Origin of the sequence: Comamonas sp. JUb58, assembly GCF_004364775.1 — a bacterium.
Lineage (GTDB): Bacteria > Pseudomonadota > Gammaproteobacteria > Burkholderiales > Burkholderiaceae_C > Comamonas.
Genome location: NZ_SOAL01000007.1, coordinates 225,508 through 244,957, shown reverse-complemented (window position 1 = coordinate 244,957; position 19,450 = coordinate 225,508). Strand labels below are relative to the sequence as shown.

Below are 19,450 nucleotides of genomic sequence, written 5' to 3'. Positions count from 1 at the left end.
GACACAACCAGTAACCAGAGCCTCAAGGAGGGCAGACATGAGCGGTATTTCCATGGCCGGCATAGAGGGGCAGTTGCAAGCCTTGAGCTTGGTGGTCACCCAACTAATCACGACACTTACCCCAGTGCAGGCTGCTCAGGTGGCGACAGGCCTAGCGATAGATCGGAACGCGTTGAGGGAAGAGGGTCATGCGGATACGCCGCTGGCGGTGATAGAGACTCAGGAGCAGGTGCTGGACGCCTATCTCGCTCTTCTCTCATCCTGCGCGCGGTCCGGTTGATTGCCGCGACCATGCGGGCGGTGGACTTATCCATGGGCCACCTCCTTGCGCTTGGGAAGCAACGCCCCGCCGTAAATGTGGTCGTATGAAATGACCAGGCCGAGGGTTGCCGAGAAGGCGATCAGGTTCCTAGCAGCATCGGGCGGAAGGGTTTGCCCTTTTTCGTAGTTGCCGATGTTGCCCTGGGTGCAGCCCAGCCCTTCGGCCATAGCTCGTTGCGTCACTCCAAGAAGCTGTCGAATAGGTTTGAGGTTGTGCATACCTCATTATCAGTCCGACTAATTCATAAGTCAACAGTCCGACTGTTTGATTTTAATCAGCGTTACTTATACTCTCGCCCCCATGCCAGCCCTCCCCCTCTCCCCTGAGCAGCATGCCGATGCTCGGCGACTAAAAGCAATCTTTGAGCAATGGAAGGCTGCGCGCAAAAAAGATGGGCTGCCGAGTGGGCAACTTGCCCTGGGCGTGCTGCTTGACATCAACCAGAGCGCGGTGAGTCAGTACCTCAACGGAGGTATCCCGCTAAACGCTCCAGCAGCAGCCAAGTTTGCGAAGATCTTCGGTTGCCAGATCGATGATTTCAGCTTGACCCTCGCGAGCGAGGCTAAGGTTATTGGTGAAGCAGTTGCAACGGCTGGCGGTGACGATTCGGCTGGGCCGGCGGACCTAACCAGTCTGTCAAAGCTTGAGATGCAACTGGTACTCATGTATCGGGATCTGCCCAATGAATCGAAGGACGATTTGTTACAGCTGGCCAACCGCTTGCACGGGGTGGCCCGGCCGCAGAAGTCTGCCGCAAATCCTTTCCCTCACGCTCCCATTCCATCAGCTTCTCCTGCTCCCCCGCCTGCCAAATCGGCAGCACGAAAGCGCGCGCCCCGAAAAACCAAGGAGCCTCAGTCGCAGTGAAGTGCAAGCCCTCTTCGGAGGGCTTTTTTTAGCAGGCATTGGGCAAGTCTAAGCACCAATAGAACTTATCAGCCTCTTGCATAAACGTTTCAGACGAAGCAATCAGATTTAAGTAAACACATCAAAAACACTAGGAGCCCGGGTTGAAGACCATCAAAGTTTACTGCTATCTCGTTAACCAAGCAAAACAAGCAAAACCGCTTGAAGATGTTTTGCAAGCAATCGCAGCAAAGCCATTAGAAGACAGAATTCTAGATTGCGGCGGCCAAAGAATCCGCATCGATGATGTTCAGAAAAAACAATTTACCAATGGTGATGACTACTGGCTGGTTAGATTCTGCAAATTTCAGGACGACAACTGGCCAGGAGTATCAACCACTGCCGAGGCCGTAAAAGACCTTGATCTGGATGACGATCAGATTTTATCTGAAGAAACATCAATACTCTACTTGCCAAAAAATTCAAAATTAGTTATCCAATATAACCATTACGGAGTGAGAGCATCTCGCATCAAAGAGTATTTATCTATAAGCGAAGCGAATACACCTCAGGCTTATTCATTTATTCCCGTGCTCACCAACGATGCCGCTGCCAAGTACGGCCACAAGCAGATCGTGACAGAGGTCGAGGCTTGTATAGATGGTGTGACTATGGCCGATGTAGCGCTCTTACAGGGGACGGGCATTGAGGGAGCTTTGAAACAAAGCGTTGATGCTCATGGCACTTCCTACAAATTCAGCGTATCTGTGGATGCCAGAATAAAAAAGAATAAATTAGATAGGAGCTGGGTTGAGCGACTTGTCGAGAAAATAAAAAGTCGATCCGGTGATAATGACAGTCTTTTTGTTACAGCCAAACATTCTGAAGAGGAGCAAGTCGAAACAATAGACCTCCTGGAATCCAGAAAATTCTCTGTATATAAGGCAAATAGCATTGACAGAACCACTGGGAAAAGATATGATCCCATTCAACTATACGGTCTGCTAGAGCAGACAATGAAAGACTGGATATAAAATAATGAGCAATAAGTTAATCACAGAGAAGTATTTCCCTGTAATTTTCTCATTGACTACAGGATTTTTTGCCTGGTATTTTGAATTCAAAATTCAAGCCACCAAGCTTGAAGCAATATTAAACTCTGCAATTAGCGTATCCGCAATATTAATGGGGTTTCTAGGCACAGCAAAAGCAATGCTGCTAAGTTTCAGATCTCCCAAATATACATGGCTAAAGTCCAAGCCGGAGATTTGGAAGATATTGTTAGGTTATTTCAAAGCAGCGCTGTTATCAAACTTTACTTTATGCATTGGTTCCATCTGTTTGATGGCCACCTCTTTCGACGCGCTACCCGAGTTGCTTTACACCTACATCATCCCTGCTTGGGCTACGCTGTTCGCTTACGCGCTCTCTTGCTTCTACAGAGTCTTGTTGGTATTTTTTGCACTGCTTAGTGCCGAATGACGATTTGCACCAGAGCGATCGGCCATCTACAAACCGCCTCCGGGCGGTTTTTTCATGCAAGCGATCCGTCAGAAGTCAGCGGGCCTACGCTCTTCCCACACTGAGACAGCCAGCCGTCAATGTCGGAAACTTTCAGGACGGGGACGAGGTAAGTGCTGCGGTAGTTGACGACGCCACCCAGCGTAATTGCCTGCGCCTGCTGCTCGGGCGTCAAGGCGTCATAGACAGTCGCTAGCCAGGCTGCATAGAAGGCACCCACATCTCTCGGCCTGGGCAGCGGTAGATCGTGCGATTGGATCTTGGCCAGGATTTCTTGCTCCGTCATGTTTTTCCCCTTTTAACTTTTTGAGTCGAGTCGCTCTCCGCTCAAGATGCCGCTCAGCCGTACCTGTTGGAACGGCTCGCCAAACAAGAGCTTGTGGGCGCAAATGCAATACATCGCAGCTAGCTGACCTAGCTGAATCGCTGAAGGGCTGCTGGCACCCCTTTCCCACGCGGACACTGACTGCCGCGTCACACCCAGAGTCTCGGCCGCAAAGTCTTGAGACACATCGGCCTCTGTCCTTGCTGCTTTGAGCCTGCTTCCAAGTAGCTTTTTTTGTTCTGTGCTCATGATTGAAGTACTGTATGCGCATACAGTGTTACACAGTCTATAGGCTGATGCAACCGCAATTTGACACTGCCGCAATCCACGTTTGCGCAAGCCACATTTGCACCTTGTGCAGAGCGGCCTCCTGCCGTCTCGAAGCGCTATAAGAAAAAATAATTGAACGAAATATTAGTCCCACTGTTGACTTTGAATATCAGTCGGACTAATATTCACCCATCGCAGCAACGAACGCGACCGACTCGATGCAAGAGGAAGGTCTAGCTCCAGTGGAGCGCAGCTAGTTGCACCAGGCGATCAAGCCAATGACGAGAGCAGCGAAGGAATCCCGTAGCTGAGCAGCCGCCAAGGTCTGCGTCTCTTACCAGGCCGGGGGTGGAGGCAAGCAGTAGCTTTAGGCCGGGACATGAAGCTAGAACACCTAAGCGCGCTCTAAGCGTGCGCTTAGGTGTTCAAGGATCTATAGACACTGCTATAGATTGGGTATAGCATCATGTATATACAAACATCTAGTTTTTGGTTCATAATTCATCCCTCATGAGAAATTTGATCATCTCAGCGGCCGTGCTCAAGAAGCTGGCAGAGAAGCACGGTGTGACCCGCCGAGAGGTAGAGCAGTGCTTCGAGAACCTCTCGGGAAACCTGTTGATGGACACCCGTGAGGACCATAAAACAGACCCTCCAACGTTGTGGTTCTTGGCAAGATCAAACCAAGATAGATTGCTCAAAGTGGCGTATATACAGAAGGGGGCTAAGGTCTACCTGAAGTCATGCTTTGAGCCAAATGATGCTGAAATTGCGATATACGCAAAACATGGTTAACAGGAGAGTGAAATGACCAAAATCGCCAACACTGATGCAAATTGGGAAAACCGAAAGCTCGGCGCCGATGCCGAGTTCGCACAGGTGGCAAGCAGTGAGCACCTGACTGCGTTAAACGACACGCTGGGGATGCAAGCCATCTCCATTCGATTGCCAAAGGACCTGATCGAGGCCTACAAGCTCATCGCCGCTCATCACGGCGTTGGCTACCAGCCACTGATGCGCGACATTTTGCAGCGCTTCGTCCCTCTGGGACTCAAAGAGGTGATACAGCACCACGAAGCAGAGGCCAGGGAAGCTGATGAACGAATTGAAGAAATGAAGAAGGCTGCTTAAGCCTCTCCCACTCACTGAAACCCGCCTAGTGCGGGTTTTTTGTTGCCCGAGCGATCGGCGCTCCCCTCTGGGCGACATCAGAGGGAAACCACAAGGCGCTTCAACCGAGGCGCCTTTTGCTTTATCAAGGAGTGAGCATGAAATTTCAGAAGGGCTTTACCTCAGTTCAAGGCGCCGTGACCCTGGTGCTATCCATCTTGGCCATTGCTGGCGTCGTGGGCTGGATTTGGAACATCGTGAAGATCATCAACACCGGCTTTGATGTGTTCACCGGCTTGCTCATCGCTCGGGTGGTCGGTGTGTTCTTGGCGCCTTTGGGTGCAGTCCTGGGCTATCTCTAACCCCCAAGCGCCCTACTCAGGGCGTTTTCAATTTATGCGCTCAGGCGCGGAAGGATGATGATGGAAGTCCCAACAGTCCGAGTCGTGAAGATCCTGCCGACCAAGATTTGGATCGAAAGCGATTTCTTTGGAGATCGACACGTAATGGTGCAGCACGAGGGCCACAAGGTCGCTCAAGTCGCTACCGTGCGTTCGTGTTATGGGTACACCGACAACTCTTCTACGAGGCATTTGGTTGAGCTGATTGCCAAGTCCCTCGGGGCGGTGGACCCCATCGAGCGGCGCAGTCGTGACCCCTTCCCACCAGCAACCTCATAAGCACCCCAAGAGCATCATTTCAGATGATTTGATGCTTTGGGTACTCTTCGAAAGAGGGCCATCGAGAGCAGAGATTGAGAAGTGCAGTGGCGGCGGCCCTGATGGACTCCGGTTCAGCCGGACAAATTCGCGGCAGTCTCTGCCCTCGATGGTGAATGCGCAGGCTGATGCGCTAAGTGTTGGGCGGGTACGCGCTGAGGCGCTGAGACGAACTGAAAGCCAGCGGTTAATCCCGTGAGAAGCTGGCAACAAGCCGGAGATCAGCACCGGCCACCATCACCTATTCATAGATGTAGCCAACCCTGGCCAATCTATTCAAAAACACACTCCAGCACTACCACGCTGGATTTGCCGCCTTCGGGCGGTTTTTTACATCTGGAGTTGCCATGCCTTATGTGAGCGTATGGGTCGATGACGCAGAACTCGATGAGTTTGACTCTGAGGATCTGGTAGCAGAGCTTGAGAAGCGCGGCTACTCCTGCGTAAAGGGGCCTGGATCAATGGAGGGGCTGGAGCGCATCCAGCACCTCATGGATTGCGGGATGGTTGAGTATGCGCAGGAAGAAACCCTGCGCATGGTATCGGAGCAGATTGGCCGCCCAGGCGCCTGGGCCCGAAAGGAGATGTCATGACGACGGACATCAAGACCCCCAAGGATGCACTGAGTCGTGTCGAGTGGCGGGACAAGCTGCGCGACAGCATGAGAGCGGGCCTTGCTGCCCAGGGCGCCTTTGGTGTTCGGCAGAACAAAGACTGGCTCAAGGTGTACAAGCGTGCGCAGAAGTTCATCAAGCGCGAAATGCTGATGGTCAAGACTTCCAAGAAGCTGATCCAGCACCTGGAGGATGTCTGCCGCCCATATGAGGAGGCTCTATGAGCGATCTGTCCAACATGGAACGCTTGGCAGAAGCCCAAGATGCCTTTGACCGTCGGCTGCCACGGCGTCAACCCTGGCGCCTCCAGCCATCGCCCAGCGCGCAGGAAGAAGTCGAGTGCCTGCAAGGCAAGATTTATGCCCTGATCGCGAAGGTCCTGGCCGAGGCTAGCAAGTTCGACCAGCTCACCCCTGGCGGCGGCGACGAGCTGCGAAGGGCCTGCGACCAGGCCGAGGAGTAATCGCCATGCTCCAAGAGCACATCAACGCCCCCTACCTCCGAGCCCTGGCAGACGGCCAGCAAATCTACGCAAAGCGCCCAGGTGACGAAGACTTTGAGCCGCTCACCTGCACATCGACTACAGCCTTCCATGCCCTGATCCTGCCAACTTCCGGCCAGCTGAGCGCATGGGAATTCAAGATCGAGGGGATTGAAGATGACGAGTGAATACGCAAAGAGCCAGCAGAAGCCAGACCCAAAACTTCTGGCTGCAAAAGCAGTTATTTCCTACAAGTCTGACGACTACAGGTCCGAAGAGTCAATCGGTTCCATGCGCGAAGGCGAAGAAGACCCAATCAAGGTGCTCGCAAACACGGTGAGAGAGGCATCCAGGCTTCTAGCCCTGTTTGGGCATCCTCAGCACGCCTCAGAAGCCACAGCGGAAGCAATCAAGGCTGTAGCTGACTGGCGCGCCGCTCTCGCCAAACACAAGGAGGTGTGAGATGAACGACCGCGAACTTCTTGATCTAGCGGCCAAGGCGGCAGGAATTGCAATCACCTGGGAGCGTGGCCAAGATTATCCAGAGCGTATAGAGCTGTTCCGAGGGCACCTAGCCAACTATGAGCCTTGGAACCCGCTGAACGACGACGGCGATAACCGCAGATTGCAGGTCAAGCTATGCCTGGGCCTTGTGCCGGTAGAGGGTGGAGGCTGGGACTGCATCACTTGGGACCACGATGACGAGGTTACTCTGGCCGCCGACTTCGACCCGAACCGTGCCATCGTCCGCGCTGCTGCAGCCATTCAAAAATCCCGGGAGGCCAAATGAAACGCTATTCCATCTCGATCAACGACACCAAGCACGAAGGCCTGTTCGCCGACGACTGGCAGGCCTGGAGCTTCGTTCTATCCCAAGACGACGGCAGTCCAATGAAAGTGAGGGTTTTGCAGCTATGACCACCACCCCCATGCTGACCATGCCAACCCGAGCACTGTGCCCCGAGCGAGGCCAGAAGAAGAGCCGCTACGTGCCGGCCGTCGCAACCGACATCCGCAAGACCTTTGAGAAATTCCGTCGGCTGCAATCAATTCAACTCAGGAAAGACCACAAGCCGTGAACCTTCTGCATCACGCATTCCTCTGGAGCGCCATAACGGCGCTCTCTTTTTGTGCGGCCGCTGTACGTGCGGGCGCGATTTTTTAAGGACGCACTATGCAAACGAGCACCCGCAAGAAGCAATTGCCTGGCCGCATGGAAGCCCTGGCCCTGGTGCTGCGACAAGGGATAGCCAACAGCTCGCAGGAGCTTAAGCACCTGGCTGGACTGGATGTGCATTTCCGTCCGATGAAGCCGCCGCCCCTCCATGGAACCATCACATACACGAGTGGCAGCAACTGCCCAGCTCCTGTTTAAAACATGCCCCCTCAACAAACCAAGCATCCCCAAGGAAAAGCCATGTCCATCGCAACCATGATTCTCGGCAACTCAGGCAGCGGCAAATCCACCAGCCTCCGCCATCTCGATCCAGCCTCGACCCTGCTGATTCAGTGCATCAATAAGCCCCTACCCTTCCGGGCCAGCGGCTGGACCCCATGCACCAAAGCCACGCCACAGGGCAACGTGGTCCGCACAGACAAGCCCGAAACCATCTTGAAGGTCTTGCAGGGCAGCACGCAGGACGTTGTTGTCATCGATGACTACCAAGCGGTTCTGATCAACGAGCTGATCAGTCGGAGCGCGGAACGAGGCTATGACAAGTTCACCGACATCGCTAAGAACGCATGGGAGGTTTTCCAGACAGCCGGCCGACTGGCAGACCATCGCCGCGTGTACATCCTCACGCACACGCAAACCGATGAGTCGGGCCAGATCCGCATGAAGACGGTAGGCAAGATGGTGGACACCATGATCGTGCCGGAAGGCTACTTCACCATCGTTCTGCGCACCGAGGTCATCAACGGCCAGTACCTCTTTGCCACGCAGTCCAACGGACAGGACTGCTGCAAATCTCCCATGGAGATGTTTGCTGATCAGCACATCCCCAACGACCTCGCCGAAGTGGACAAGCAGATATGCGCGTTCTACGGTATCACAGCAACCGCCTAACAAGGCGGTTTTTTCATCTCCAAGAGCACCCAAGCAAGGAAATTAACCATGTACACCATTGACGCAACCGCTGCCCGCGAGGCAGAGAACTTCAGCAGCTACCTGGCTGAAACCGGAAAATACAAAGGCAAGTTCATCCGAGCCGAGAAGCTGGTGAGCGCCAACAAAGGAACGCACGGCGTAGGCTTTACCTTTGAGTCCGATTCGAAGCAGACAACCCGCTTCGACATTTGGACCATGAGCGCCCAGGGCGAACATCTGATGGGCTTCAAGACCATCAATGCGATCATGGCTTGCATGAAGGTCAAAGGCGTCACTGTGGCGAAGGCTGAGGTTGATCGATTCGACTACACCACAAAGCAGTCGTATAAAGAACAGGCCGAGGTATTTCCCGAACTGGTGAACCGCCCTATCGGCTTGGTGCTGCAAAAAACCGAATACGAAAAGATGCGCGAAGGCCGGAAGACTGGTGAAACCGGATGGCGACTGGAGCTGACGGCGCCGTTTGAGGCCGCCACTGAATTCACTGCGGCCGAGATCATGGACCGCGCCACACAGCCAAAGAAGCTGGCATCCATCATGTCCAGCATCGCAGACCGGCCTTTGAAGAACCGCCCAGTTGCTCAAGCCAGCCACTCCAGCAATGACTATTCCGAGCCGCCTGCCGGCCATCCTGCAAATGGCGGATTCAACTCGCCAGACGACGATATCCCATATTGATCGGAGTGCGCCATGACAGCCGTAACGCTATTCGACCTGGCGCAACAGGTCCGCGAATCCGTCAATCAAACGGACCCTGAAACGGGAGAGATCACCGAGAACTATTCGGCCAATCGCTCGCTGTTTGAGAACAAGGCTCTGGCCTGCGTGGCCTATGCCAAGGAGGAAGAAGCGACGCTTGAAGGCGCCAAGGCCATGCTCAAAGAGATGACCAAGAAGCTGGAAGCCCGCGAGAAGCGCCTGGAGCGCTTCAAAGGCTATGTGGCCGACAACATGAAAGCCACTGGCATCTTGGAGATCAAGCATGAGTTTGGCATTTTTGGCGCAAAGCTCTACCTGGATCGAGATGAGTCCGTGATTCTGCAGCCAGGCGCTGAGTTCCCAGCTTCACTTTGCAACGATCCCAAGCCGGCAACGCCAAGTCTCACGAAGATAAAGAAGGCGATTAAGGAAGGTGAGCCGGTGGCCGGCGCCGAACTTGTGCGCCGTGACCGGCTGCAGATCAGCTAACCAACTCAGGACCGCCCAAGTGGCGGTTTTTCTATGAGAAAACCACGCATCGAACTCACCCCGGAGATGGAGAAGCGCCTGATGGCCATGCGAGCGCAGGGATTCACTGCAAAGCAAGTGGCTAAGGAGCTGGGCATCTCGGACAGGACCGCTCAGAAAAGAATGGCGCGCTTTCCTCGCGTGCCAGCAGAGCATCAGAACTTGAAGATCAATCCTAACCGCGGAGGCGTATCGCTGGCGGCTGAGGCAGAAGTCATCATGCCCAAGCACATCAAGATCCAGCGCTGCATCAGCGCGCTGAGCGATAAGGCGCCAATCTGCAACGCCACTGTGTTCGGCAAGTACGAAGGTACAGAGCTGGCATACCGGAGATAGCCATGGAAGTGATGATGAACCGGGAACAGCGCCGCGCCGCCAGGCGTGCAAAGCCTCCGCGCCGTGGGACTGGGCACATCCAGATGCCAGTCAACATGCGCTTCAGCGCGGAAGAAGAGACTTGGATGATGCTGGCCCCAACCCAGGGCGCAAATACGTTTCTGGATGGGACTGCAGATCGTGATATTTGGAATTCAGTTATGGGGCGCATAAATTTTGCGCTTATTCTGAACGACAACCATTTCAATGAAGGATGGAATGATCTTCACGCTGGCCGTCTTGTAATGAGAGAAGTGCGAGAGGTCGGCATCGACACTGGCTCATGGTCGATGACAAATGAGCAACACGGCGTTGTCATGACCGCCCTGAACTTGGCGAACCAGATGCAAAAGATGTGCACGCGCCGTGAGTTGCGCGACGCCATGACCGACATGATGGGTCAGCTTGAGTACAACAAGCGCGCCGACGCCATCAAGGACAAGCTAGACGCCCGTACTTGATCCGGGATTCCCCCGGAACAAAAAAGACGCCCTGGCTAACCACCGCCCCCAGTGGGCCCCTATTCACAGCCCGCCCTGAGCAATCGAGGCGGGCTCATTTCTTTCTACGCCATGGACCCCATCGAATTTGGCTCAGTCTGCAGCGGCATCGAGGCGGCAAGTGTTGCGTGGCACCCATTGGGATGGCGCGCAGCTTGGCTGGCTGAGATTGAGCCGTTCCCAGCTGCCGCGCTGGCTCATCACCATCCAACCGTCCCCAACCTGGGCGACATGACCACCATTGCCCGCCGCGTCCTTATCGGCGAAGTCTCAGCCCCTGATGTCCTGGCCGGCGGCACGCCCTGCCAGGGTTTCAGCGTGGCCGGCCTGCGCAAGTCTTTGGAGGACGAGCGCGGAAATCTAACCCTTAAATTCGTGGAGCTTGCAAATGCAATTGACTTTTCTAGAACCCGCGCCGGAAAGCCCGCCGCATCCATCTTCTGGGAAAACGTGCCCGGAGTTCTCACCACCGCCGATAACGCATTCGGGTGCTTTTTGGCTGGGCTTGCCGGCGAAAATGGCCCACTGGAGCCACCAGAGCCCAGGCCAGCAGCCGGAAAATCAAGCAAGTTCTGGAAGTGGGACAAAAAAGCCGGGCAGCACAATGCAAGCTGGGGGCTCGCTGGTTGTGTGTTTGGACCCCAAAGAGCAATCGCATGGCGGACCATGGACGCCCAATATTTCGGAGTGGCCCAACGCCGCCGACGTGTGTTTGTTGTCGCAAGTGCTAGACCGGGGTTTGATCCCGCGTCGGTTCTTTTTGAGTGGGACGGCATGCGCCGGGATTCTGCGCCGAGCCGAGAAACGGGGGAAGAAACTGCCGGAACGCTTGCAAGCCGCACTGGAGCTGGCGGTTTCCCAGGGACAGACGAGGCTTGCAGTGGATACCTGCAGCCTGTAACTGCAACTCTTGATGCGAGCTACGGCAGGCTGCAAGGTGCAAGTGGACAGGATAGCAACCATGGGCACTCCATGCTTGTTGTACACGGCTCACAAGACCCGGACACGCTGCGCGACATGGCGCATACCCTCGGAATAAACCAAGGGCAAGAGAATGCGGTGTGCGTAGCCCATGTGGACATCATGCCTACCCTCAGAAGCGGAGGCGGGAGCAAAGCCAGCCATGGTGCGATGTCGGGGGATAGTAAAGACGAATATTTGGTGCCAGTTATCCCCCATGTTGTTGGCGCCATCTGCCGCGACAGCTTCACAGGCGGCGCAGGAGGACGGCCTGAGGGAGCTGCAGCTGGTCACTTTATCGCCTACACCACCAAGCTGCATAACACTGCCAGCAACAACGCTGGAAAGATTTTCGAGGAACGCAGCCCTTGCCTCGATGCATGCAGCCCTGCACCAGCACTGCTGACCGCCAGCCAGGTTCGTCGCCTAACCCCCGTCGAGTGCGAACGCCTCCAAGGCTTTCCAGATGGCTACACCGCGATCCCCTGGCGCGGCAAGCCAGCCGACCAATGTCCAGATGGCCCTCGCTACAAAGCGCTAGGCAATAGCTGGGCAGTACCCGTGGCGCGCTGGATAGGCCGCCGCATCAACACCCAAATCCTGAAATTGGAGGCCCAACATGGCTGAAAACAACTCTTCCGCTCCCCTCAAGACTGCCGAGGGGGCTGCACCGCTCTGGTGTGTGCACGTTACAGGCGCTGATGATGTGCACCCAATGCCATCCCGCAAGGTGGCGCTAGAAGAAGCAAACGCCCTGAATACCTCGATTTGCCGTATCAAGCGCCAGGACATTGACCCGGTGCTGATCGCAGTGGTTGCTGAGTGGCCGCATTCCGCTGACTCGCATGCGGCCGGCTTGATGATCCGCGACGAATGCTTGCGGATGCGAGGCGACCAGGCAGTGGCAGCACAGGCAGCGCCCGCAGAGGTGATGCCTTGCGGCGTATGTGGTGCTGAAGAAGCATTTACAGGGTCTTGCGGAGGTGGCCGCTCCAACCCGCGTGCGCATTGCTTCGAGCGCGCCGCCCTTGCCGCCACCCCAGCCCTTCCAGCTACCGAGGATTCCTCGGCAGGTGACCTGGCAGAGGTGCAGGCCGAGCCGGTGGCGGAAGCGCGCGTCGGCCAAGACGAGGCAGGGAAAAAGACAGTTGAACTTGAGTTGCGCTATGGCGAACTGCCGCCCGGCATCCACCAGCTCTACACAGCACCCCAGGCCCAGCCCGCTGATGCGCTGGATGCGGAGACGATCAAGAAGGCTGCGCGCTATGACTACTTGCGCGAAAACTGCGTTCGTGAATGGGTATCTCGCCTTGAAGCAACCAAGGGCAAGAAGACCTTGGACATTGAGTTTGATGCTGATGGCCACGACCTTGACATTGCGCTCGACGCCGCCATGGCTGCAGCCCAGGAAGGCGGCAATGCCTCATCTGGAAAGGATGGTGCAGCATGAGCACCCAAACCAAAGAACAAGCAATCCTTGACTTCGACCCTTTCGAGGGTGACTTCGGGGAACCGGGAGACACGGTGTTGTCCAACAAGATGGTGACCGCCCGCAAGGCTGGCCCGTGCTCTCACTGTGAGCAGGAGATTCAGAAGGGCGAGCGCGTGCGCAGCATGGCCGCCAAATTCGGTGACTTCATGCGCTACCGCTGGTGCGCGGCCTGCTGCGATGCCATGGTTGCAGCCGACGACGATTCTGACGATTCGGCGGATCCGTGGGAGGCATGGGAAGCGCGTGCGGCCCTCCGCAACGACCAGCGCGCCCAACAGAGGGAGGGCCAGCCCGCCCAGGCCCAACCACAGAAGGACAGCAACCAATGAGCGAGACCGAGGAACAAATGAAGGCCCGGTGGGCGCGTGAGCGCGAAGCTGACCTGGTCGCTATCACTTTGGGGCTGGCCCGCCAAACCAAGCAGCACGGGATCATGTACTGGGCCGCTGCCAGTAGCGTGGCCTTTCGAGCCGGCTACTGGGCGGGCAAGGCAGCCCAGGCCAAGAAGGAGGATTGAGATGCCCGAAAAATGCCGGCGCGCCAAGGGCGCAACCCTGCAACTCTGCGAAGCCGCGACACACGCCGTCCATACCGGGATGGTGAGGTTGCAGCACCTTATCGACATGGAGTCGAAAGCGCGGCGACAACAGCTTGCCATCGTCAAAGGCCGCGAATGGGCGCCGTTCAACTACTGCCCATGGTGCCGAGCCGACATTGATACGCGACCACGCGAGACCGCCCCCAAGGAAGCACCATGACTGACGACAAGACAGAAGCACAGCCCGAAGCGCTGCGAGTAGCTGCATGGCTCATCAATGCACCCTTCAAGACCACCCACGGCGATATGTTAGTTGGAGGCAGAGAGCTACGCCGCCTGCACGCCGAGACAGAGGCACAAGCTGCCCGCATCGCAGAGCTAGAGGCCGAGAAAGACTTTTACAAGCGCCGCTGCGACGCCTTGCAGGCAGCCCAAAGCACTATGCGCGACCCGGAGCGCACCGTTGTCTGCGACATTCTTGCAAACGGCCATCTGCTGCAAGACGGAACAGGCAAGCTGGATGCAACCCGGTATGCCCAGCTATCAGCGCGGCAGGCTGCGCCGGATGGGCGGCGCCTGGTGCCAGTGGATCCTGTCGCCTGGACGCTTCAATCCGAACTGGATGCCAAGCAGACCACGACAAACGGGCACCTCTGGTTTTCCAACCCTGTAAACGCATGCTGGACGGCGCTCTACACAGAGCAGCAAGTTCTGGCCATGCTCTCAGCCGCCCCTTTCCCACCTGAGCGAGAGCCTCTGAAAGGCGGCCAATGAGCCTGCGCTACATCCGCAGTTACTACGAGGTGCCGGCACGCCGTGGCGCCCGCGTGGAATACACCGGGCACCAGGATGTAAAGCAAGGCACCGTCGTTGGCTCAGCTGGCGCTCGCCTCCGCGTCCGCATGGATGGCAACGAGAACACCGGTATCTATCACCCCACCTGGTGCATGCGCTATCTCCCAGCGCCAGCCCAATCGAAAGAGGAACCCCATGGAAGTCCGACCCCTTGAAGTCGGTGACGTAGCCACGGACAGCTCTAAAGGCCCCGGCATCGTCACCTACGTAGGCCCCACAGGCCTTCACCATGTCAATGGTGCTGAGGTCTGGTGGCTTGACCGGGATGACGGCGCAGTTTTCGACCGTTTCTACAAGCGTGGCGCACAGCTCGACATGCGCGCAGCTGCACGGCCCCCAGCCCTGCCACCTCGACCGGTGAAAAAGGTGGAGCAGCCCAGCGCGCAACGGCACTGGAAGTTCCTCGAGTTCAATACCGCCCGCGTTGCGCGTGGAGCGCCAGCAGCCAAGGTGCAGATTGATCCTTCTGGCGAATGGCTTTGGATGACGCCACTGGACATCCGCATGAACATCCGCGGCCACGGCGAGCACCTTGAGCTGCGCAAGGCCTTGGCTGCATACAGGGGAAGAGCATGAATGACGCAACCACTGCAAGCCGGCGTGCGCGCCAGCGAGGCGACAAACGCGACCGCTGGAAAGAGCCCCAAGAACAAAACAGCCCCGCCAATGTGCGGGGCAACTTTTTGGAGAAATGAATATGGCTACAGAAATCTTCGTGAGAGAAAAGCAAGTCCTCTCCACAGTCGCCCCAGTACACCGCACCACATGGTGGCGGTGGATCAAAGCAGGAATTGCCCCCAAGCCAGTCAAGATTGGGCCACACACAGTTGCATGGCGCCGCTCGGAACTTGAATCATGGCAGCGAGGCGAATGGGCAGCCCCTACCGCTGAGAAATGAAGTTTGCCCAATCCTGCATAAGGGGGCGGCGCCGCTCAAGCGCATCCTTGCGCCGATACGCCGCCTCCACCTTGGACTCCAGGGTGTGGGCCAATGATGCCTCCAGCAGCTCCCGAGCGTATTCGGTATGGTCCCCTGCCCAATCGCGGAAGGTTGACCGGAAACCATGAGGCACAAACTCCAACTGCTGCTTGCGCATGATCTTGCTCAGGGCCAAATCTGAAATCGGCTTTCTGCCAGACCGATCTGGAAACAGCATATCGACTGACTCCAGGCGCGGCACCCCCTGCAGGATGCTCAACGCCTGATCGCTCAGCGGGACGCGGTGCTCTACCCCCGCCTTCATGCGTTCCGCCGGTATCGTCCAAATCCTTTCTTCCATATCAAACTCTGACCATCGCGCACCCCTCGCCTCACCCGATCGCGTGGCGGTGAGAATCAACAGCTGGAGTGCGCGGGCGGCCCCTCCTTCCATACCGTCCAGCGCGGCCATGAATGCCGGAGTCTCTGCTGCCGGCATCGATTTGTGGTGCTCCGTCTTCTTCACCTTTGACGGCTCTGGCAGCACTTTGTCCAGCAGACCGCGCCACTGGGCAGGGTTGCCTTTTTCGCGCCACTCGTGCGCGATGGCGTATCCGATGACGGACTCAATGCGTCCGCGAAGGCGGGTAGCGGTTTCAGTTTTGGTCAGCCAGATGGGCCGCAGAATATCCAGCACATGGGCGAGCTCAATGTCCGCAACGTCCATCTGACCGATCACAGGAAATGCGTAGGTCTCCAGTGTTCTAACCCATTGGGTCTTGTGCTTCTCGTTGCGCCAGCCATCCTTTTTGGAATCGAGAAACTCGATTGCCACCGCCTCAAAAGAATGCCCTGCGCTTTCTCCTTCTGCCGCCAGTGTCTTGCGCTGCCCCACGGGCGCCAGCCCCAGATCCAACCCGAGGCGTACCGAGCGGCGCTTCTCCCGCGCTTCATCTCGTGCCTGGCTGAGCGTCACGTCTTCGTAATACCCCAGACCGATGTCACGGCGCTTGCCATCGATCACACTCCGGTAGATCCACAGGCGGCTGCCGGCCTCAGTGATTCTCAGTTGCAAGCCTTCCACACCGCCCACTGCATAGCGACCGGGTTCACGCAGTTTTGATACGGCTGCTGCGCTCAGTTCCTTGGCTCTCTTTGGCATGGCGGAGATTATATTCACGCCCTCATCATGCCCTCATAAGAATGACAATTGCATGCGCCTTGGTGCAACATACTGCAGCACACCATCTGAGCCATATCCTTAATAAACAAGGAATTAGCTTCGACTTGCAGCAGAACGCAACAAGGCAGAAGCGGAGATTGTCGCTGCAATCTCCGCTTTGTCGGGTGGGTTGGCGGTGAGGGACTGGCGGCTTAGAACCAGTTCAACAGGTTCTTAGGCCTTGGTGGTTTCGTCGCGCAGCTCGCGCCGCAGGATCTTGCCCACCGGGGTCTTGGGCAGGTTGTCGCGGAACTCGATGTACTTGGGCCGCTTGTAGCCAGTCAGGTGCTCGGCGCAATGGGCGCGCAGTTGCGCTTCGGTCACATCGGCCGACTTGCGCACGACCACCAGCTTGATCGCCTCGCCGGTCTTCTCGTCGGGCACGCCGACCACCGCACATTCGGCCACGCCGGGGAAGGACGCGGCCACGTCTTCCACCTCATTGGGGTAGACGTTGAAGCCGCTCACCAACACCATGTCCTTCTTGCGGTCCACGATGCGGAACATGCCATCGGGCTCCATGATGCCGATGTCGCCCGAGCGGAAGAAGCCATCCTCGGTCATGGTCTTGGCGGTTTCGTCCGGGCGCTGCCAGTAGCCGGCCATTACCTGCGGGCCGCGTATGCAGACCTCGCCGCGCTCGCCCTGTGCCACCGGCTCACCGGCATCGTCGAGGATGGCCATGTCGGTGCCCGGCATCGGGTAGCCGATGGAGCCCGATGCCTTCTGGCCGGTGCCGACAAAGTTGCAGCTGGCCACCGGGCTGGTTTCCGAGAGGCCATAGCCTTCGACGATGGGTTGGCCGGTGCGCTGCAGCCAGCGCTCGGCCACGGACGACTGCACGGCAGCGCCGCCGCCCACGACCACGCGCAGGTTCTTCCAGTTCACCTTGTCGAAATCGGGGTGGCTCATCAGGCCGTTGAACAAGGTGTTGACCGCTGGCAAGGTGTGGAACTCGTACTTGCCCAGCTCGCCCAGCACCGCCTTCATGTCGCGCGGATTGGGGATCAGCAGAACATGGTGGCCCAGGCGCATGGACAGCAGAAAACAGACCGTGAACGCGAAGATATGGTAGAGCGGCAGCGCGCAGACGCACAGCGGCTGCTCGCCCTGCGGAATGGTCTTGAGCGCCGGCCCGTACCAGGCCTGCACCTGCAGCACATTGGCGCCCAGGTTGCGGTGCAGCAGCACCGCGCCCTTGGCCACGCCGGTGGTGCCGCCGGTGTACTGCAGCGCCGCCATGTCGTCGGGGCCCACATCGACCGGCGAGAAGCTATGGCGCTCGCCCTGGCTGATCGCATCGGGGTAGCGGATGCTGCGCTCCAATGTAAAAGGCGCCACCAGCTTCTTGCTGTGGCGCACCACATAGTTGACGATGCTGCCCTTGATCAGGCCCAGGCAATCGCCCATGCTGCAGACGATGATCTGGTCGAGCTGGCGGTGGGCCGGGCAGTTCTGCACGGTGGCGCCAAAGTTCTCCAGCACGATCATCACCTTGGCACCGCTGTCCTTGAGCTGGTGGTCCAGCTCCGAGGCGGTGTAGAGCGGGTTCACATTGACCACGACCAGCCCGGCGCGCAGCACGGCGGCGACGGCCACCGCATACTGCGGCACATTGGGCATCATCAGCGCCACGCGGTCGCCCTTGGCGAGCGGTAGGGTCTGCAGGTAGGCGGCCAGGGCCACGCTGTAGTCATCGAGCTGGCGGTAGCTGAAGCGCGCGCCCATGAAGTGCAGCGCCGTGCGGTCGGCGTACTGGATGAAGGCCTGGTTGAGCAGCTGCACCAAGGTCGGAATGCGCTCAGGGTCAATGTCCTCGGGAATCTCTGGTGGGTAAGCGGCCAGCCATGGGCGTTCGGTCATGCACAAGTCTCCTGTCGGTCATACAGCCAGTGCCGGCGCCCTGTGCGCACAGCCTGCTGTTGAGCCATGTTGTTCGATCTCGCACTATTGTGCAAATTCTGAGCCCATTCCAAGTCTGGATATACCCGTAAAAAGGCAAAAAAAAGCCATGACCGTGGTCATGGCTGCTGCAGTGCGGGGGAAGCGATCAGCGCTTGGCGGCTGGGGCCGCTGCCGGAGCTGCCCCGGTCGGTGCGACCACCGACGCGGCTTTTTCCTCAGCGGCCTTGGGGTTGGGCTTTTCCTTGCCAAACAGCGTATCGGAGTCGTCCTGCTTGGTCTCGTAGTAGGGCTGCTGGTCGATCTCGTAGGGGAAAGGCGGCACGGTCAGCACGCCGTTGAAGTAACCGGTGCTCTCACGCATGGAGCGGGCCAGGTCCTGGGCCCAACGGTCCAGCGAGCGGCCTGCGGCCAGAAAATCCACACTGCTGCGGATGGGCGGGCGCACCAGGCGCTGGTCCACCAGCACCTGCGCTTCGACATAGCCGCCATTGCTGGTGCTGAACTGGTAGGACACATAGGCCACCGGGCGCGCAAAGTAGACACCGGCGGCCTCCAGACGCGAGGCCATCGCCGCATCGTTCTGCGCCAGCCAATCGCTGCTGTTGGCGGTGCGCTTGATGCGCAGGCAGTCCACGCGGCCGATGTTCAGGCCCTGGGTGCGTTCAACCAGCACGCCCTTTTGCTTGGGGCAGTCTTGGGTCCAGACGGTGTTGCGGTTGTTCAGGTCATCAACGCTGGAGCGCAGCGACATCACGCCGACCAGCTCGCCCAGCTTGGTGCGCATCTGCCAGAGCCGGGCCTGCAGCGGCTTGTCCTTGGCCAGGTCTTCGGGCAGCACATCCAGCACCTCGCTGTCCGTGCCCCAGTAGCTCCAGCGCAGGTCGCTGTTCTGGTCCAGGGACACCAGGGTGCGGCCCACCGGCTCCACATGCGAAGGCAGTGGCGCGCAGGCGCTCAGCACCACGGCTGCGGCGGCGCACCCCAGCCAGGACAGAGAACGGGCAGCGGAAAAAGACATAAGGCGGATCCTGAAAACAGTAGCGGCGGCCAACAGACAGCGCGTGGCCTGTGCCACACCGCCAAGCCCTGCATCATAGCAAGGCGCTCGCGGATTCTGTTCTAGGCCGTAGCGGATTCTG

Annotated in this window: 32 protein-coding genes; 27 read left to right on the top strand and 5 right to left on the bottom strand. The window is 57.7% G+C overall.

What is annotated here, in order from left to right:
• The first annotated feature begins 37 nt into the window (after positions 1-37).
• Positions 38-280, top strand: a complete 243-nt coding sequence (locus tag EDF71_RS09865; RefSeq protein ID WP_133856397.1) for a hypothetical protein — start codon at positions 38-40, stop codon at positions 278-280.
• A gap of 26 nt (positions 281-306) precedes the next feature.
• Here EDF71_RS09865 and EDF71_RS09860 read toward each other — a convergent pair whose 3' ends face one another.
• Positions 307-540 carry a helix-turn-helix transcriptional regulator gene (locus tag EDF71_RS09860; protein ID WP_133856396.1) on the bottom strand — a complete coding sequence of 78 codons (234 nt, stop codon included), beginning with the start codon at positions 538-540 and terminating at the stop codon, positions 307-309.
• An 82-nt stretch (positions 541-622) separates the two neighbouring features.
• On the opposite strand from EDF71_RS09860, the gene EDF71_RS09855 reads away from it, so the two are divergent.
• The 3 genes from EDF71_RS09855 to EDF71_RS09845 all read left to right on the top strand — a co-directional run bounded on the left by EDF71_RS09855 (position 623) and on the right by EDF71_RS09845 (position 2,650).
• Positions 623-1,189: a helix-turn-helix transcriptional regulator gene (locus EDF71_RS09855; RefSeq protein ID WP_133856395.1), complete on the top strand. Its 567-nt coding sequence runs from the start codon at positions 623-625 to the stop codon at positions 1,187-1,189.
• Between the two features lie 143 nt (positions 1,190-1,332).
• Complete coding sequence (locus tag EDF71_RS09850; RefSeq protein WP_133856394.1) at positions 1,333-2,202, top strand: DUF6731 family protein; 870 nt, start codon at positions 1,333-1,335, stop codon at positions 2,200-2,202.
• Between the two features lie 4 nt (positions 2,203-2,206).
• Complete coding sequence (locus tag EDF71_RS09845; RefSeq protein WP_133856393.1) at positions 2,207-2,650, top strand: hypothetical protein; 444 nt, start codon at positions 2,207-2,209, stop codon at positions 2,648-2,650.
• A 52-nt stretch (positions 2,651-2,702) separates the two neighbouring features.
• Here EDF71_RS09845 and EDF71_RS09840 read toward each other — a convergent pair whose 3' ends face one another.
• Entirely contained in the window at positions 2,703-2,975 is a 273-nt protein-coding gene (locus EDF71_RS09840; protein ID WP_133856392.1) for a hypothetical protein, read from the bottom strand.
• Positions 2,976-4,091: 1,116 nt separating this feature from the next.
• Here EDF71_RS09840 and EDF71_RS09825 point away from each other — a divergent pair.
• The 23 genes from EDF71_RS09825 to EDF71_RS09720 all read left to right on the top strand — a co-directional run bounded on the left by EDF71_RS09825 (position 4,092) and on the right by EDF71_RS09720 (position 14,841).
• The gene (locus tag EDF71_RS09825) at positions 4,092-4,415 is read left to right on the top strand and encodes a hypothetical protein (protein WP_133856389.1); all 324 of its coding nucleotides are present in this window, start codon (positions 4,092-4,094) and stop codon (positions 4,413-4,415) included.
• A gap of 137 nt (positions 4,416-4,552) precedes the next feature.
• Positions 4,553-4,756, top strand: a complete 204-nt coding sequence (locus tag EDF71_RS09820; RefSeq protein WP_133856388.1) for a hypothetical protein — start codon at positions 4,553-4,555, stop codon at positions 4,754-4,756.
• A 704-nt stretch (positions 4,757-5,460) separates the two neighbouring features.
• Entirely contained in the window at positions 5,461-5,706 is a 246-nt protein-coding gene (locus EDF71_RS09815) for a hypothetical protein (protein ID WP_133856387.1), read from the top strand.
• Entirely contained in the window at positions 5,703-5,951 is a 249-nt protein-coding gene (locus EDF71_RS09810; RefSeq protein ID WP_133856386.1) for a hypothetical protein, read from the top strand. The genes EDF71_RS09815 and EDF71_RS09810 overlap by 4 nt, the downstream gene beginning before the upstream one ends.
• Positions 5,948-6,190 (top strand): hypothetical protein, encoded by a 243-nt coding sequence (locus tag EDF71_RS09805; protein WP_133856385.1) that lies wholly within the window; start codon positions 5,948-5,950, stop codon positions 6,188-6,190. Before EDF71_RS09810 ends, EDF71_RS09805 begins: the two co-directional genes overlap by 4 nt.
• 5 nt (positions 6,191-6,195) lie before the next feature.
• Positions 6,196-6,396 (top strand): hypothetical protein, encoded by a 201-nt coding sequence (locus tag EDF71_RS09800; protein WP_133856384.1) that lies wholly within the window; start codon positions 6,196-6,198, stop codon positions 6,394-6,396.
• Positions 6,386-6,670: a hypothetical protein gene (locus EDF71_RS09795; protein WP_133856383.1), complete on the top strand. Its 285-nt coding sequence runs from the start codon at positions 6,386-6,388 to the stop codon at positions 6,668-6,670. Before EDF71_RS09800 ends, EDF71_RS09795 begins: the two co-directional genes overlap by 11 nt.
• 1 nt (position 6,671) lies before the next feature.
• Entirely contained in the window at positions 6,672-6,998 is a 327-nt protein-coding gene (locus EDF71_RS09790) for a hypothetical protein (RefSeq protein ID WP_133856382.1), read from the top strand.
• Complete coding sequence (locus tag EDF71_RS25555; protein WP_279324796.1) at positions 6,995-7,126, top strand: hypothetical protein; 132 nt, start codon at positions 6,995-6,997, stop codon at positions 7,124-7,126. The genes EDF71_RS09790 and EDF71_RS25555 overlap by 4 nt, the downstream gene beginning before the upstream one ends.
• Entirely contained in the window at positions 7,123-7,287 is a 165-nt protein-coding gene (locus EDF71_RS24980; RefSeq protein ID WP_166656501.1) for a hypothetical protein, read from the top strand. The genes EDF71_RS25555 and EDF71_RS24980 overlap by 4 nt, the downstream gene beginning before the upstream one ends.
• A 95-nt stretch (positions 7,288-7,382) precedes the next feature.
• The gene (locus EDF71_RS09785; protein WP_133856381.1) at positions 7,383-7,583 is read left to right on the top strand and encodes a hypothetical protein; all 201 of its coding nucleotides are present in this window, start codon (positions 7,383-7,385) and stop codon (positions 7,581-7,583) included.
• A 42-nt stretch (positions 7,584-7,625) separates the two neighbouring features.
• Positions 7,626-8,276, top strand: coding sequence for an ATP-binding protein (locus EDF71_RS09780; RefSeq protein ID WP_133856380.1), 651 nt, complete (start codon positions 7,626-7,628; stop codon positions 8,274-8,276).
• Positions 8,277-8,324: 48 nt separating this feature from the next.
• A complete protein-coding gene (locus EDF71_RS09775) occupies positions 8,325-8,996 on the top strand; it encodes a hypothetical protein (protein WP_133856379.1) in 672 nt (223 codons plus the stop codon).
• A gap of 12 nt (positions 8,997-9,008) precedes the next feature.
• Positions 9,009-9,506 (top strand): siphovirus Gp157 family protein, encoded by a 498-nt coding sequence (locus tag EDF71_RS09770; protein WP_133856378.1) that lies wholly within the window; start codon positions 9,009-9,011, stop codon positions 9,504-9,506.
• Positions 9,507-9,539: 33 nt separating this feature from the next.
• The gene (locus EDF71_RS09765) at positions 9,540-9,881 is read left to right on the top strand and encodes a hypothetical protein (protein WP_133856377.1); all 342 of its coding nucleotides are present in this window, start codon (positions 9,540-9,542) and stop codon (positions 9,879-9,881) included.
• A gap of 2 nt (positions 9,882-9,883) precedes the next feature.
• Positions 9,884-10,381, top strand: coding sequence for a hypothetical protein (locus EDF71_RS09760; RefSeq protein ID WP_133856376.1), 498 nt, complete (start codon positions 9,884-9,886; stop codon positions 10,379-10,381).
• Positions 10,382-10,492: 111 nt separating this feature from the next.
• Positions 10,493-12,007 carry a DNA cytosine methyltransferase gene (locus EDF71_RS25415; protein ID WP_133856375.1) on the top strand — a complete coding sequence of 505 codons (1,515 nt, stop codon included), beginning with the start codon at positions 10,493-10,495 and terminating at the stop codon, positions 12,005-12,007.
• A complete protein-coding gene (locus EDF71_RS09750; RefSeq protein WP_133856374.1) occupies positions 12,000-12,830 on the top strand; it encodes a hypothetical protein in 831 nt (276 codons plus the stop codon). The genes EDF71_RS25415 and EDF71_RS09750 overlap by 8 nt, the downstream gene beginning before the upstream one ends.
• On the top strand, positions 12,827-13,201 hold the full coding sequence (locus tag EDF71_RS09745) for a hypothetical protein (protein WP_133856373.1): 375 nt from the start codon (positions 12,827-12,829) through the stop codon (positions 13,199-13,201). Before EDF71_RS09750 ends, EDF71_RS09745 begins: the two co-directional genes overlap by 4 nt.
• The gene (locus tag EDF71_RS09740; RefSeq protein ID WP_133856372.1) at positions 13,198-13,389 is read left to right on the top strand and encodes a hypothetical protein; all 192 of its coding nucleotides are present in this window, start codon (positions 13,198-13,200) and stop codon (positions 13,387-13,389) included. Before EDF71_RS09745 ends, EDF71_RS09740 begins: the two co-directional genes overlap by 4 nt.
• A 1-nt stretch (position 13,390) precedes the next feature.
• Positions 13,391-13,630, top strand: coding sequence for a hypothetical protein (locus tag EDF71_RS09735; protein WP_133856371.1), 240 nt, complete (start codon positions 13,391-13,393; stop codon positions 13,628-13,630).
• Entirely contained in the window at positions 13,627-14,184 is a 558-nt protein-coding gene (locus EDF71_RS09730; protein WP_133856370.1) for a hypothetical protein, read from the top strand. Before EDF71_RS09735 ends, EDF71_RS09730 begins: the two co-directional genes overlap by 4 nt.
• A 216-nt stretch (positions 14,185-14,400) precedes the next feature.
• The gene (locus EDF71_RS09720) at positions 14,401-14,841 is read left to right on the top strand and encodes a hypothetical protein (RefSeq protein ID WP_133856368.1); all 441 of its coding nucleotides are present in this window, start codon (positions 14,401-14,403) and stop codon (positions 14,839-14,841) included.
• Between the two features lie 305 nt (positions 14,842-15,146).
• On the opposite strand, the gene EDF71_RS09710 is transcribed toward EDF71_RS09720, so the two are convergent.
• The 3 genes from EDF71_RS09710 to EDF71_RS09700 all read right to left on the bottom strand — a co-directional run bounded on the left by EDF71_RS09710 (position 15,147) and on the right by EDF71_RS09700 (position 19,329).
• Positions 15,147-16,346: a site-specific integrase gene (locus EDF71_RS09710; RefSeq protein WP_133856366.1), complete on the bottom strand. Its 1,200-nt coding sequence runs from the start codon at positions 16,344-16,346 to the stop codon at positions 15,147-15,149.
• A 234-nt stretch (positions 16,347-16,580) separates the two neighbouring features.
• Positions 16,581-18,269 carry an AMP-binding protein gene (locus tag EDF71_RS09705; RefSeq protein WP_133856365.1) on the bottom strand — a complete coding sequence of 563 codons (1,689 nt, stop codon included), beginning with the start codon at positions 18,267-18,269 and terminating at the stop codon, positions 16,581-16,583.
• 187 nt (positions 18,270-18,456) lie between these two features.
• Entirely contained in the window at positions 18,457-19,329 is an 873-nt protein-coding gene (locus EDF71_RS09700) for a hypothetical protein (RefSeq protein WP_133856364.1), read from the bottom strand.
• Positions 19,330-19,450: the final 121 nt, after the last annotated feature.